Genomic DNA, 13,080 nt, shown 5'->3' on the forward strand with positions numbered 1-13,080 from the left:
CTCCTCGGCTCCTGGGCGGGCGTCAGCCCGCGGCGGCGAACAGGGAGGTGTGGCCGAGCGCCACCGAGAACTGGTCCACGACCTGCTCAAGGGCCTCGGCCGCGGGGGGAGCCACGCCGATACCGCCGTCCGCCTCGACCGTGATGTCCTTGTCCAGCGTGAACCAGCCCTGGACGATATGGGCCGCGCCCATGGACGACAGCACGGGGCGCAGCGCATAGTCGATGGCCAGCACATGGGCCGTGGTGCCACCGGTGGCCAGCGGCAGCACGGTCTTGCCCGCGAGCGCGTACTGCGGCAACAGATCCAGCAGGGACTTCAGCAGCCCGGAGTAGGCGGCCTTGTAGACGGGGGTGCCGATGACGAGCCCGTCCGCCCGCTCGACCAGGGCGGCGGTCCGGGTGATGGCCGGATGCGCGAAGTCGGCGCCGAGCAGCGCGGCGGCGGGGAGCGTACGGACGTCGAGCGGGATCACCTCATGGCCCTGGGACACCAGCCGGGCGTCCAGATGGCGCAGCAGACGGGCGGTGCGGGAGGTGGCGGAGGGGGAGCCGGAGATGGACAGGACGGTGGCCATGGGGAACCTTTCACGGGGTCGGGGTGCGGGTGCCGCCGGCCCGTCGGCGGGCCGACGGCACCCGGGGGGCGGTCAGGAGTACCAGGTGGGTTCGGGAAGTTCGGCGGTCAGCACATGGCGGCCCACCTCGCGGCGCTTGTAGGCCACCGGGTCGTGCAGGGTGTGGGTGCGCACATTGCGCCAGAAGCGGTCCAGGCCCTCGGCGGAGGCGGTGGAGCGGGCGCCGGTGACCTCGAAGATCCGGCTGGTGACCTCCAGGGCGACATCGGTGGCCCGGGCCTTCACCGCAGCGACCCGGACCTCGAACTCGCCGCGGGCCGCCTCGGTCACCGCGTCCGGGTCCTCGTGCAGCCGTTGGCCCTCGGCCGCCACGGCGTCCGCGAGCGCCTCGACCGCCCAGAGCTTGGCGGTGAGATCGCCGTAGGTGTCGATGACATGAGGCTCGTCGACCGCCGTATCCGCCGTGCAGCCACGACCGGGACTTGGTGCGGGTGTAGACGGCGGCGGTCTCCAGGGCCCCGGCCGCGATGCCCAGGTAGAAGCTGACGAAGACCAGCTGGATCGTCGGCACGTTCAGGGTGTTGTAGACGCGGGGCCGGAACTCCTTGTCCACATAGCCCGCGGCGGCCGACCAGGGGACGCGTACGCCGTCGATCGTGACGCCGCCGCTCTCGGTGAGCCGCTGGCCGATGTTGTCCCAGTCGTCGTGGAAGGTCAGCCCCTCGCTGTCGGACGGGACGATGGCGAAGACATGGCGGTCGGTGCCTTCGAAGACGCCTTCCAGGACGGTGACGTCGGAGACCTTGCTGCCGGTGGAGAAGGACTTGCGGCCGGTGAAGGTGAGGGTGTCACCCTCGTCCCGGACGACCACGTCGTGGTCGTCGCGGATTGACGGCGCCGCCGAAGAACCACCGGTTGCGGGCCGCCTCGGCCTCGACCTGCTCCCACTGTTCCCGGGTGCCGACCAGCCGGGCGGCCCAGTTCCACAGATAGTGGTAGCCGAGCAGCTGGCCGATGGAGCCGTCGGCCTTGGCGATCTCGCGGACCACGCGGTACGCGGTCGTCCAGTCCTGGCCGCCGCCCCCGTGTTCGGCGGGGCCGAGAAGGGTGACCAGGCCCGCGTCCTTGAGCAGCCGGACCTCGGCGTACGGGGTGGCGCCGGCCTTGTCGCGGGCGGCCGCGTCGGTGGCCAGCACGCCGGCGACCTCGGCGGCGCGCCCGATCCAGCCGGCCGGGTCGGTGGGCCGGGGCCGGGTCTGCCAGTCGGCGCGGGGGGCGGTGCTCATGTCGGTTCCCTTTCGCTGTGCGGACGGTGTGCGGGAGGTGTGCGGGGGCATGTGCGGGGGCATGTGCGGGGCGGTGTGGCGGCGGGTCAGGAGAGCGCGCGCTCGGGGTCCGGCAGCTGCGCTTCCAGTTCGCGTACGAGGGGGAGCACGCGCTTGCCGAAGTACTCGACCTCCTCCAGGTAGTGCAGAAAGCCGAGGAGGAAGAGGTCGACGCCGAGCCGCTTGTAGGCGACGATGCGCTCGGCGATCTGCTCGGGGGTGCCGATCAGCCCCGTACGGAAGCCGTCGTTGTACTGGACCAGGTCCTCGAAGGCGGAGTCCTGCCACATGCCCTTGCCGTCGGCGGTGGACCGACCGGCCTGCTGGACGGCGGAGCGGAAGCCGTGGACGGCCTCGGTGTCGGCCTTGGCGACGATCTCGCGCAGCGTGTCGCGGGCCTCGGCCTCGGTGTCACGGGCGATGAGGAAGGCGTTGAGACCGAAGCGGGGGGCCGGGCGGCCGGCGGCGGCGGCGGAGGTGCGGACGTCCCCGATCTGCTCGGTGACGCCGTCGAAGTCCTTGCCGTTGCTGAAGTACCAGTCGGAGACGCGGCCCGCCATGGCGCGGGCGGCGGTGGAGTTGCCGCCCTGGAAGATCTCCGGATGCGGGCGCTCCGTGCTGTTCAGGGGCTTGGGCTTGAGGGAGAAGTCGCGGATCCGGTAGAAGTCCCCGGCGAGTTCGGCATGGTCCTCGGTCCAGATCGCGCGCAGCGCGCGGATGAACTCCTCGGAGCGCCGGTAGCGCTCGTCATGTTCCAGCCAGGGCTCGCCGAGCGCGGTGAACTCGCCCTTGAACCAGCCGGAGACGACGTTCACCGCGAACCGTCCGCCGGACAGCTGATCGGCGGTGGCCCCGAGCTTGGCCAGGACGCCCGGGTGCCACAGCCCGGGGTGGACGGCGGCGATGACCTTCAGCCGCTGGGTGGCCAGCAGCAGCGCGAGGCTGATGCTGGTCGACTCGTGCTGGTACTCGGCGCCGTAGCTGGCCATGTAGCGGACCTGGCTGAGGGCGTAGTCGAAGCCGTTGTTCTCGGCGAGCACGGCCAGTTCGCGGTTGTAGTCATAGCCCCAGTCGGTGCGCTGTTCGATCGTGCTGGTGACCAGGCCGCCGCTGACATTGGGCACCCAATAGGCGAAACGGAGGGGGTCTGCGGGCATGAGGAGCTCCCGAGTGAGCGAATACGAGCAGGGTGAATCGGCGCCCGGCGCCGAGGGAATTCGGGGCGTGCGGGGCGTGCGGAGATCGGGCGGCGCGGAAAAAGCGGCAGGGCGATGGAGCGCGGCCGAATGTCAGAAAAGGGCGGCTACCAGCCTGGCCCGATCATGAAGGCGGCGGGGGAGCGAAACGGAGGAGTCCCTGGGGTCCCTCGGGTCCCTTGGGGTTCGCTCAGGCCCGGCGGCTGGTCAGAAAGTCAGGCCGGACAGCAACAGAACGCGCTGGAGACACGCGCGAGGTCGACGTGGCGTCGCCGCGTGAGATCCTGTCGCTTCATGTCACCGATCCAACCAGTGGGAAGTCCAGCCGGTCAAGAAGGCCCGGTTCTGATTCCACATCCCGGACATGGGGGTTGTGCTGCGGAAATGCCGCGGCCCCTGGTTCGAGATTACCCGGGACGGCGGCCGGGGAGTGAGTCGGTATTCATGAGACCGTGATAGGGATCCCCTTGAATGCCCCGCATCGGGGCGGGCATGGTGCTGGGTGTGCGGATCGAACAGTTGGAATACATCGCCGCCGTCACCCGGCTCGGCTCACTCCGCCGCGCCGCCGAGGAGCTGCATCTGTCCCAGCCCGCGCTCAGCGAGACCGTGCGCAATCTGGAACGTGAGCTCGGCGTGGATCTGCTGGAGCGCAAACGCTCCGGCGCGAAGATCAGCGACGAGGGCCGTGAGTTGCTGCCCCACATCGTCAGCGTGATCGAGGCGGTCGACCGGCTGCGTGGCGCGGCCGGCGACCAGCACCGCGTCAGCCGGATGATCCGGCTCGGCACGGTCAACACCGCGACGGTCCCGCTGCTGATCCCGACCGTCCGGGAGTTCCGCGCGACCCATCCGGTGACCCAGGTCGAGGTGGTCGGCGCGCAGCAGACCGAGATCCACCGCGCGCTGCTGGAGGGGAGTTTCGACCTGGGGCTGGTCAACTACCTCCAGGGGGACGATCTCCCGCCCGACTTCGAGACCACCGAGCTGCTGCGCGGCCGCCCCGTGGTCTGCGTCCACCCCGACAGCCCTCTCGCCGCCCGGCGGACGGTCAGCGCGGCGGATCTGCTGGACGAGGACGAGCCGCTGATCGTCATGCGGTCCGGCTATGTCATGCACCGCTATATCCACCGTCTGCTCGACGGCCGCACCCCGTCCTTCTCGTACTCCACCGACGGCGCCGAGATGGGCAAGCTGATGGTCGCCGGGGGGCTCGGCGCCACCGTGCTCCCCGACTTCAGCGTCATCGGCGACCCCCTGGAGCGCGGCGGCGCGATCACCTACCGCCCGCTCGCGGACGGCGGCGGCACCGATGTCCTGCTCGTCATCCAGCGCCGCCGCTCCGGATCCGCTCCCCGCGCCGTACGCGATCTGCACCAGCTCTTCGTACGGCGCGCCGGCGCTGGGGCTACAGCTCCCTGAGCGCGGGCAGCAGCCGCTTCTCGGCCCAGTCCAGGAAGGGCCGCTGATGGTCGCCGCCGATCTGGACGAGCGCGACATCGGTGAAGCCCGCGTCGGCGAACGGCCGGATCCGCTCCACGAACTCCTCGGCATCGTCGCCGCACGGGATGGACGCGGCCACGTCCTCGGGCCGTACGAAGCGGGTGGCCTGCTCGAAGGAGAGGGGCCCCGGCAGCTCCGAGTTGACCTTCCAGCCGCCCCCGAACCAGCGGAACTGGTCATGGGCGCGGGCGATCGCCGCGTCCCGGTCGGGGTCGTAGCAGACCGGAATCTGCCCGATGCACGGCTTTCCGCCGCCGCCGTTGCGCCCGAAGTCCTCCACCAGTCCGGCCTTGGGCTCGGTGGCGATCAGCATGTCGGCCAGCCGCCCCGCCATCCGGCAGGACCGCGGACCGGAGACCGCCAGCCCGATGGGCGGCGTCTCGTCGGGCAGATCCCACAGCTTGGCCGAGTCGACATCGAAGTGCGCGCCGCGGTGATTCACATAGCCGCCGCCGAACAGCGCACGGATGATCTCCACCGCCTCTTCCAGCATCTCGTGCCGCACATCCGCCGACGGCCAGCCCGCGCCGACCACATGCTCATTGAGGTTCTCGCCGGACCCGAGCCCCAGCCGGAACCGCCCCTCGGACAGCAGCTGCAGCGTCGCGGCCTTCTGCGCGATCACCGCGGGGTGGTAGCGCACGGTCGGGCAGGTGACATACGTCGTCAGCGGAATCCGCGAGGTGGCCTGCGCCGCGGCGCCCAGAACGCTCCAGGCGTACGGGGAGTGACCCTGGGAGTCGAGCCACGGAAAGTAGTGGTCGGAGGTCACCGAGAAGTCGAACCCGACCTGCTCGGCCCGGACCACATCGTCCACCAGCTGACGCGGCCCGGCCTGCTCGGTCATCATCGTGTATCCCCATCGCATCGTCACGGGGTACCGCTCCTCTCCGCCGCCAAACGCCATGACCGCGACCGGTCCGTCCCCCCACCATGACCACCCGTCCCGCAACCCTCACGCCGGATACCGCCACTGGAGTGAGGGGCCGCTCGGAGCCGCCGTGTGCTACCGGCGGGGAACGGCCGGGGTGAGCCGGCCGGGGTCCGCGACCGGCATCGCGGCGGCGTCGTCCCGGTCACGCACGACGAGCGCGGCGTCCGCCCCCGCCTCCTCCGCGATCCGAGCGGGCGCTCCGTGGCCACCGAGGGTGCGGCGCGGGTCACGGATGGCGTCGCTTGATCATGTCCGCGCACTTCTCCCCGATCATCATCGTCGTGATGCACGGGTTGACGGCGATGAGGTACGGCATGGCCGAGCCGTCGGCGACCCGCAGGCCCGTCACGCCCTTGACCCGCAGCTGGGGGTCGAGCGGGGCCGCCGGGTCGTCGGGTGCGCCCATCTTCACGGTGCACGCCGGGTGGTAGACGGTGTTGTGCGTCTCGCGGACGTAGGCGGCGAGCTCGTTGTCGGTGTTGACGTCGGGCCCGGGGGCGAGTTCGGAACCCGCCCACAGGGCCAGGGCGGGCCGGGCAACGATATTGCGGGCGAGAAGCAGGCCGTGGGTCATGATGCCCATGTCGTAGGGGTCGGTGAAGTAGCGGGGGTCGACGCGTGCTTTGTCGCGGAAGTCGCGGGTGCGCAGGCGCACGGTGCCGGTGGAGCGGGCGCGGGTGACGTTGGGGGTGAGGCAGAACGCGTTCTCCGAGGTGGGGTAGCCGTGGCGGTAGGTGTTCATGTCGAAGGGCACGGAGCCGTAGTGGAACATCAGGTCGGGGCGGTCGAGATCGGGTTCGGTGGCGGCGAAGATGCCGATCTCCCACCACTGGGTGGAGGTGGTGACCATGGGCTGCTCGGCGTTCCACATGATGACGCCCTCGGGGTGGTCCTGGAGGTTGCTGCCGACACCGGGGGAGTCCACGATCACCTCCACTCCGGTCTCCCGCAGATGGTTCGCGGGGCCGATGCCGGACAGCATCAGCAGTTTCGGTGTGTCGATGGCGCCGCAGGAGACGATGACTTCCCGCCGGGCGTGCACCCTGAGGGTGCGGATCAGATCGGGGGAGAGGTAGTCGACTCCCGTGCAGCGCAGGTTCTCGTCCAGGACCAGCCGCTTGGCCTGCAGTGTGGTGCGCACGTCCAGGTTCGGCCGCGAGTCCATGACGGGGTGGAGGTAGGCGACCGACGCGGAGCAGCGGGTGCCGTCCTCGCGCGCGTTGATCTGGAACCAGTTGGCGCCGCGGAGCACCGTCGTGCCGGTGTTGAAGGGGGTGATCGGGATGCCCGCCTCCTCGCAGGCCGCCAGCAGCGCCCTGCCGCACGGGTCCCTCGGCCGGATGGTGCTGATGGTGACCGGGCCGTTGCGGCCGTGGTGGTCGCCGGGCGCGTCGTTGTTCTCCAGGCGCTGGAACAGCGGGAAGCAGTCTTCGGCCGACCAGCCGTCCAGGCCCTGGGCCGCCCACTCGTCGAGGTCCTCGGCGGGGGCCCAGAAGGCGATGCAGGAGTTGTGCGAGGAGCAGCCGCCGAGCACCTTGGCGCGGGCCTGCCGCATAAAACTGTTGCCCTTCTCCTGCGGTTCGATGGGGTAGTCCCAGTCGTAGCCGGACTCCAGCAGCCACATCCAGCGGTTCAGTCGCAGGATGTTGTCGTCTCCGACGTCCGACGGGCCCGCCTCCAGGACACACACCGTCACCGACGGGTCCTCGGTCAGCCGCGACGCGACAACCGACCCGGCCGTACCGCCCCCGACCACTACGTAGTCGAACTCATCCACGGCCCTCTCCTCACGAGGTGGTGGCGGCGGCGTGCTCGGAGAGCACGCCCGTGTACTTCCGCTGGACGAACCAGTAGTAGCCGAAGCCGCCGAGCGCCACCACGCCGATGAACAGGACCGCGCCCCAGCGCAGATACCAGTGGTGCGGCTCGGTCGCGTTGTAGACCTCGGCGCGTGGCCAGGCGAGGTTGACGGACATCGCGATGCCCCACAGCACGGCCAGCCCATTGACCGGCAGTCCGAACCGGCCCAGCGAGAAGCGGCCCTTGGCCGGCTGCCACTCCCCCTTCAGCCGCCGCACCAGCATGGGCAGGGTGACCAGCAGATACGCGATGTAGATCATGATGATCGCGATGCTGGTGACGACGGAGAAGATCTGCGGCTGGTTGATATTGATGACCAGGATCCCCACGGCCACCAGGCCGATCAGGATCGCCGGGAGCACCGGTGTCTGAAAGCGCGGATGGACATGGGCGAGCCTGGAGCCGCCGGGGAGGTTGTTGTCCCGGGCCATCGCGAACATCAGCCGGATGCTCGCGGTGTGCACGGCCAGCGCGCACACCGTGATCGCGATCACCACGCACCACAGCATGATCTCGCCGATGGTGTGACCGAGGGTGGAGAGCACCACGTACTGCAGGCCGTCCACGGACAGCAGCTTCGAGTGCAGGTTCTCCACCGCCATGAGGGCGAACAGCAGGATGAGCCCGCCGATGAGGAACGAGGCGACGAGCGCCCGCAAGATGGCGCGCGGCGCGTTACGGCCCGGGTCCATGGACTCCTCCCCGAGCGATGACGCCGTGTCGAAGCCGTACATGACGTATGCCGAGGCGAGCGAGGCGGTCAGGAACGCGCCGAAGTAGCCCAGCGGTTGCCCGTGGCCGCGGCCGAAGGTGTCGAACACGACGGACGGGCCGCGGGAGATGTGCGCGGCCAGCAGCAGGATCAGGACGATCGCGGCGATCAGCTCGATGGCCACGCCCGCGGAGTTGATACGGGCCATCAGCTTCACGCCGAAGCCGTTCACCAGGGTGGTGAACAGGATCAGGATGGATCCGAGGACCACCGCGTTGGCCGCCCGCTCGGTCCCGCTGCTGCCGTCGCCGATGAACTGGAACCACGGGGAGATCTGCGGCAGCGTGACCTGGTAGGCGAGGGCGACGGCCGACAGCGACACCATGGAGGCGGTCATCATCATCCAGCCGCCCAGCCAGCCGACGTGCGGGCCGCCCAGCAGTTTCGACCAGTTGTAGACCGACCCGGCCACCGGATAGCGGCCCGCCAGCTCGCAGAAGCACAGCGCCACCATCAGCTGACCGAGGAACACCATCGGCCAGGACCACCAGTACGCCGGGCCGCCGTGGCTCACCCCGAAGTAGAAGAGCTGGAAGGTGCCGGTGAGGATGGAGATATAGCTGATCCCGGCGGCGAAGGTGTGGAAGTTGCCCAGTGTGCGCTTGAGCTCGGGGCGATAGCCGAGCTCGGCGAGCGAGTCGTCGTCGTGCGAACGGTCCGGGCGGGGTTCTGGTGCGGCGGGTTCGGTCGCCGTCATGCGAACCACCGCAGGGGGCGGGGCGCGGTGTTACGCCAGATGTGCTTGAGCTCCTGGTACTCGTGGAGGCCCGTCGGGCCCAGCTCACGGCCGATACCGGACTGCTTCATACCTCCCCACTCGGCCTGCGGCACATACGGATGGAAGTCATTGATCCACACGGTCCCGGCGCGCAGCCGGGACGCCACCCGGTGCGCCTTCTCCGCGTCCTGCGTCCATACCGCCCCGGCCAGGCCGTACACCGTGTCATTGGCGAGCGCGAGCGCCTCCTCCTCGTCGCGGAACCGCTCCACGGTGAGCACCGGGCCGAACGACTCCTCCTGGACCACCGACATATCGGGGGTGCAGTCGTCCAGCACGGTCGGCAGGTAGTAGTAGCCGTTGGCCAGCTCCGGGTCGTCGGGCGGCGCCCCGCCGCAGCGCAGCACCGCGCCCTCCTCGAGCCCGGCCGTCACATAGTCGGCGATCTTCTGACGGTGCGCGGCGGAGATCAGCGGGCCGGCGCGGGCGTTCTCGTCGAACGGGCCGCCCAGCCGGATCTCCCGGGCGCGCTGCACGACCTCGTCGACGAACGCGTCATGCAGCTGTTCCTGCACCAGCAGCCGGGCACCGGCCGAACAGACCTGCCCGGAGTGGAGGAACACGGCCGTCAGGGCATAGTCCACGGCGGTGTCGAAATCGGAGTCGGTGAAGACGATATTGGGGTTCTTGCCGCCCAGCTCCAGGGCGATCCTCTTCACCGTGGGCGCGGCGGCCGCCATGATCCACCGCCCGGTGACCACACCGCCCGTGAACGACACCATGTCCACCCGTCCGTCCGTGACCAGCGGCGCACCCGCCGTCGACCCGGCGCCCAGGATCAGATTGGCGGCACCCGCCGGCACCCCGGCCTCCGCCAGCAGCCGCATCAGACCGATCGCGGTGTGCGGGGTCAGCTCGCTGGGCTTGAGGACGAAGGCGTTCCCGGCGGCGAGTGCGGGGGCCACCTTCCAGGCGGTCTGCAGCAGCGGATAGTTCCATGGGGTGATCAGGGTGCAGACCCCGACCGGTTCATGCACCACCCTGCTGTCGACCTCCGGGCTGCCCACCTCGACCACGCGGCCCGCGCCGCTGGAGGCGACCAGATTGCCGAAGTAGCGGAAGCAGTTCGCGATGTCATCGAGGTCGTACTCGCTCTCGACCAGCCGCTTCCCGGTGTCCAGGGATTCCACGCGGGCGAGGTCGGCCTTGTCGCGCTTCAGCAGATCGGCCACGCGCAGCAGCAGCCGGCCGCGCTCGGCGGCCGGGGTGCCGGGCCACGGCCCGCGGTCGAAGGCGTCACGCGCGGCCGCCACCGCGGCCGCGGCGTCCTTCGGCCCGGCCTCGTCGACCACGGCGACCAGAGCGCCGTCCGCGGGGCAGCGGATCTCACGGGTGTGTCCGTCGAGGGCGGTCGTCCACTGGCCGCCGATGAACAGCTCCGGCATGGGTGTCTCGCCTCCGGGCTCGGACGGAGTGCCGACCCCCGTGGTCGTTCCGTCGATCCGCGTGGCCGGCCCACACACCGAGCGTAAGCGGCGCCGGTCACCCGCGCACGGCGTACGGGATCGCTCCGGCCCCCTCGCGGGGCTCTACTGGGCCGCGCCGTAGGCGCGGCGGGCGGAGCGGATCGCGGTGCGATGCGGCTCCGCCCAGCTCACCAGCCCCGTCAGCGACTCGTACAGCTCCCTGGCCATGTCCGTCAGCTCGTACTCGACCTTGGGCGGCACGGTCGGGTGCCTTGCGCAGGTTCAGGGTGAGCATGCGCCGGCTGATGCCCTCGATCGAGCGCTCCAGCCCGGTGAGGCGGACCGTGTGTGCGGCGGCTCCCCGCCATCCAGCGCGACCTCGGCTTCTCGCCCTCCGGGCCGGCCTGGACGGTGAACGCGTACCCGATCGCGTTTGGCGGGCTGCTGCTTCTGGCGGGGCGGCCCGGTGGCCGTGCTGTGCGGGGCGGCCGGGAGCCCGCAGACGCTCATCGCCGCACGCTTTGTCCAGGGCATCGGCGGTGCCATGGCCTCGGCGGTGCCATGGCCTCGGCGGTGAGCCTCGGCATGATCGTGACGCTCTTCCCGGAGCCCCGGGACCGGGCTCGGTGCCGGCGCGGACGCGCTCCTGGTCACCAGCGGTCTGATGCTCGGCGTCCACACGATCGTCGAGACGGACCAGCGCGGCTGGCTCTCGGGCGCACACCCTCGGCCTCGGCGCGCTCGCCCTCGTACTGCTCGTTGCCTTCGTCCTACGCCGGGTGACGGCTGCCCGGCCGCTGCTGCCCCGGCGCGGATTCCGCTCCCGCGAGCCGGGCGTGGCAACGGTCCGATGGGGGTCGCCCGCATGATCGAGCCGACACTCTGTACGGGCCCTCAGCCGGGCCAGGAAGCCTACGACGCCGCCACGGGGTGACCGACCGACGCTGGGAACGTCAAGTTCCCCGAGCAAGCGAGAACGCATCCCGACGCCGGCGGCGAGTCGCCCTGGCCGGGTGTGTGCGTTGCCGGCCGTCGCCCCATGGCAACGTCCGACCCCCGCGAAGTTGCTTGACGAGGTAGTTGCGCCGGGTCAAGCGTTTTTCGGAAGGGGGTACCGCAGGCGCGGAACCGGGGCGGCAGTCGGCGGAGCCGCGGCTGGTCAGGACGTCAGTTTCTGTTCAGTACGCGTGTCACGCCCGCGACGGCGGCCGTCGTCAGCAGCCAGCCTGCCGCGATCAGCGTGTAGGCGAGCCATTGGACGGGGCCCGTCTCCCAGTACCAGGAGTTCCGCTGCCCCAGACCGCCGATGGGGATCAAGAGGTCCAGGGTGTAGACGAGGGGGCTGAAGGGCGCGCCTTCGCCGGGTTTGATGGGCTTCGGGCCGGCGGTGCTGAAGGTCGCTGTGCCGAGGAGTGTGAGTGCCGTGAGCCAGAGTCCGGCCAGCCAGGGACGGTATCCGTAGCCGACTGCCGCGTCGAGCAGGTAGCTCCATGCCCGCGCGGCAGGGCGGAGGGTGGCGCGGCGGTGACGCTGTTTGGCCAGCAGGACGCCGCGTGCGTCGTCGTCGTGGCCGATGGACTGGTAGGTGGCGGCCAACTGCTGGTACGGCTGCGGCCGATAGCCCTCGGGGTCATGCCGCAGGAGGGCGAGGCGTCGCTCGGCGGGCAGGTGCGGTTCCCATGAGCGGTAGACGAGTCCGTCGAGGTAGAGGGGAGGATGGGCTGCGCCGGCCGCGATGTGCAGCACATCGAGGTGGGCATGGCGCAGATCGACGGTGCCTTCCGCGTGCGCGGTCCGCAGGTCGAGTTCCGGGGACCGCAGGCGTCGGCAGGCCACCGCATGTCCGGTGGGGTTGCGGATCGTGGCGGATTGGAAGGTGATGCGGCCGCCGACGGTGGCGTCGGTCAGGACGATCGCACCATGGGCATGAAAGCCCTGGTCGCAGTCGACTCGGGAGGCGATCTGCATGCTCTCGGCGCGCAGGGCGTCACCGCCGGGATGGTGAAGATGCGCGCCCTCCAGATGCAGCCCTTCGCCAACCCGCGCCTCCAGCAGGCGTATCTCGCCCTCGGCGCGGAATCCGTCCCGGCCGACGATGCCGCCGCCGACCTCCAGCCACGAACCGTTGAGCGCCAGGCCATCGGGGTTGGACAGACGTGCGCCCTGCAGGAGCAGACTGCCGTCGATGCGGGCGTTGGTCAGGCCGAGCTTTCCCCGGACCCGTGTGTGCGTCAAGTCCAGGTTTCCCGCCACCGTGGTGCCGCTGGCCTGGAGCCCGGGCAGGTGTGAGCCACCGAAACCGGTGACGCGCAGCGTGGCCCCGTACAGTTTGGGTGCCTGCTCGAACCAGCACTGCTCCAGCCGTAGGACGCAGCACGCCTCGGAGAATTCCAGATTCAGCTGTCCCGACACCCGGGCGCCGACGAGGTGGACCACCGGGGTTTCGCCCCTTCGACTGTCGACGCCGCCGAGCAGCAGAGAACGGATGACTTCGGCTCGCACGGTGCGCTGCGGCCCCCAGCCGGAACCGTCGTCGTCGGACTCACCCGCTACCGCGGCGCGCCGCAGATCGACCTCGGCACCGGTCGCGAAGGCCTCCCTCAGACGACGTTCCGGTTCGTTGAGATCATCCAGTGTCGGCATCGGTCCCCCATCCATCCCCTGAATCCTCCTCCAGCGTGCACAATCCCTGGCATGGTCCACGACGTCGAAGCCCCTCGCGCCCTCGT

The 13,080-nt window shown here is 70.3% G+C and carries 9 protein-coding genes and 3 pseudogenes; 2 read left to right on the forward strand and 10 right to left on the reverse strand.

Annotated features, from left to right (window positions below; genetic code table 11):
* Positions 1-22: 22 nt before the first annotated feature.
* From ssuE to ABZS71_RS22015, 4 genes and pseudogenes are all read right to left on the reverse strand, one after another.
* The gene (ssuE, locus tag ABZS71_RS22000) at positions 23-577 is read right to left on the reverse strand and encodes an NADPH-dependent FMN reductase (protein WP_356212621.1); all 555 of its coding nucleotides are present in this window, start codon (positions 575-577) and stop codon (positions 23-25) included.
* Positions 578-649: 72 nt separating this feature from the next.
* Positions 650-1,863: pseudogene (locus ABZS71_RS22005) on the reverse strand (acyl-CoA dehydrogenase family protein).
* 86 nt (positions 1,864-1,949) lie between these two features.
* Positions 1,950-3,059: a dimethylsulfone monooxygenase SfnG gene (sfnG, locus tag ABZS71_RS22010; RefSeq protein WP_356212624.1), complete on the reverse strand. Its 1,110-nt coding sequence runs from the start codon at positions 3,057-3,059 to the stop codon at positions 1,950-1,952.
* Between the two features lie 254 nt (positions 3,060-3,313).
* On the reverse strand, positions 3,314-3,394 hold the full coding sequence (locus ABZS71_RS22015) for a putative leader peptide (RefSeq protein ID WP_355853955.1): 81 nt from the start codon (positions 3,392-3,394) through the stop codon (positions 3,314-3,316).
* 208 nt (positions 3,395-3,602) lie between these two features.
* Here ABZS71_RS22015 and ABZS71_RS22020 point away from each other — a divergent pair, with 208 nt between their 5' ends.
* A complete protein-coding gene (locus ABZS71_RS22020) occupies positions 3,603-4,520 on the forward strand; it encodes a LysR family transcriptional regulator (RefSeq protein WP_356212694.1) in 918 nt (305 codons plus the stop codon).
* On the opposite strand, the gene ABZS71_RS22025 is transcribed toward ABZS71_RS22020, so the two are convergent.
* The 5 genes and pseudogenes from ABZS71_RS22025 to ABZS71_RS22045 form a co-directional block, all read right to left on the reverse strand.
* Positions 4,507-5,469, reverse strand: a complete 963-nt coding sequence (locus ABZS71_RS22025; protein WP_356212697.1) for an LLM class F420-dependent oxidoreductase — start codon at positions 5,467-5,469, stop codon at positions 4,507-4,509. The two genes, ABZS71_RS22020 and ABZS71_RS22025, sit on opposite strands and share 14 nt — an antisense overlap.
* Before the next feature lie 292 nt (positions 5,470-5,761).
* On the reverse strand, positions 5,762-7,312 hold the full coding sequence (locus ABZS71_RS22030; protein WP_356212627.1) for a GMC family oxidoreductase N-terminal domain-containing protein: 1,551 nt from the start codon (positions 7,310-7,312) through the stop codon (positions 5,762-5,764).
* Between the two features lie 10 nt (positions 7,313-7,322).
* The gene (locus tag ABZS71_RS22035; RefSeq protein ID WP_355853874.1) at positions 7,323-8,864 is read right to left on the reverse strand and encodes an APC family permease; all 1,542 of its coding nucleotides are present in this window, start codon (positions 8,862-8,864) and stop codon (positions 7,323-7,325) included.
* On the reverse strand, positions 8,861-10,330 hold the full coding sequence (locus ABZS71_RS22040; RefSeq protein WP_355853877.1) for an aldehyde dehydrogenase family protein: 1,470 nt from the start codon (positions 10,328-10,330) through the stop codon (positions 8,861-8,863). The genes ABZS71_RS22035 and ABZS71_RS22040 overlap by 4 nt, the downstream gene beginning before the upstream one ends.
* Before the next feature lie 144 nt (positions 10,331-10,474).
* Positions 10,475-10,709: pseudogene (locus ABZS71_RS22045) on the reverse strand (helix-turn-helix domain-containing protein); the annotation flags it as partial.
* Between ABZS71_RS22045 and ABZS71_RS22050 the strand changes: the two are divergent.
* Positions 10,700-11,178, forward strand: a pseudogene (locus ABZS71_RS22050) (MFS transporter); the annotation flags it as partial. The pseudogenes ABZS71_RS22045 and ABZS71_RS22050 overlap by 10 nt on opposite strands.
* Before the next feature lie 340 nt (positions 11,179-11,518).
* Here the strand turns inward: ABZS71_RS22050 and ABZS71_RS22055 are convergent.
* Positions 11,519-12,994, reverse strand: coding sequence for an oxidoreductase (locus tag ABZS71_RS22055; protein WP_356212631.1), 1,476 nt, complete (start codon positions 12,992-12,994; stop codon positions 11,519-11,521).
* Between the last annotated feature and the right edge of the window lie 86 nt (positions 12,995-13,080).

The sequence above is a fragment of the Streptomyces sp. NPDC005393 genome, from assembly GCF_040606675.1.
In the GTDB taxonomy this organism is placed as follows: domain Bacteria; phylum Actinomycetota; class Actinomycetes; order Streptomycetales; family Streptomycetaceae; genus Streptomyces.

Bases quoted from the DNA above. Each gene is read 5' to 3' on its own strand.
- sfnG (WP_356212624.1), bottom strand. From the start codon at position 3,059: ATGCCCGCAGACCCCCTCCGTTTCGCCTATTGGGTGCCCAATGTCAGC.
- ABZS71_RS22035 (WP_355853874.1), bottom strand. From the start codon at position 8,864: ATGACGGCGACCGAACCCGCCGCACCAGAACCCCGCCCGGACCGTTCG.
- ssuE (WP_356212621.1), bottom strand. From the start codon at position 577: ATGGCCACCGTCCTGTCCATCTCCGGCTCCCCCTCCGCCACCTCCCGC.
- ABZS71_RS22025 (WP_356212697.1), bottom strand. From the start codon at position 5,469: ATGCGATGGGGATACACGATGATGACCGAGCAGGCCGGGCCGCGTCAG.
- ABZS71_RS22055 (WP_356212631.1), bottom strand. From the start codon at position 12,994: ATGCCGACACTGGATGATCTCAACGAACCGGAACGTCGTCTGAGGGAG.
- ABZS71_RS22040 (WP_355853877.1), bottom strand. From the start codon at position 10,330: ATGCCGGAGCTGTTCATCGGCGGCCAGTGGACGACCGCCCTCGACGGA.
- ABZS71_RS22015 (WP_355853955.1), bottom strand. From the start codon at position 3,394: ATGAAGCGACAGGATCTCACGCGGCGACGCCACGTCGACCTCGCGCGT.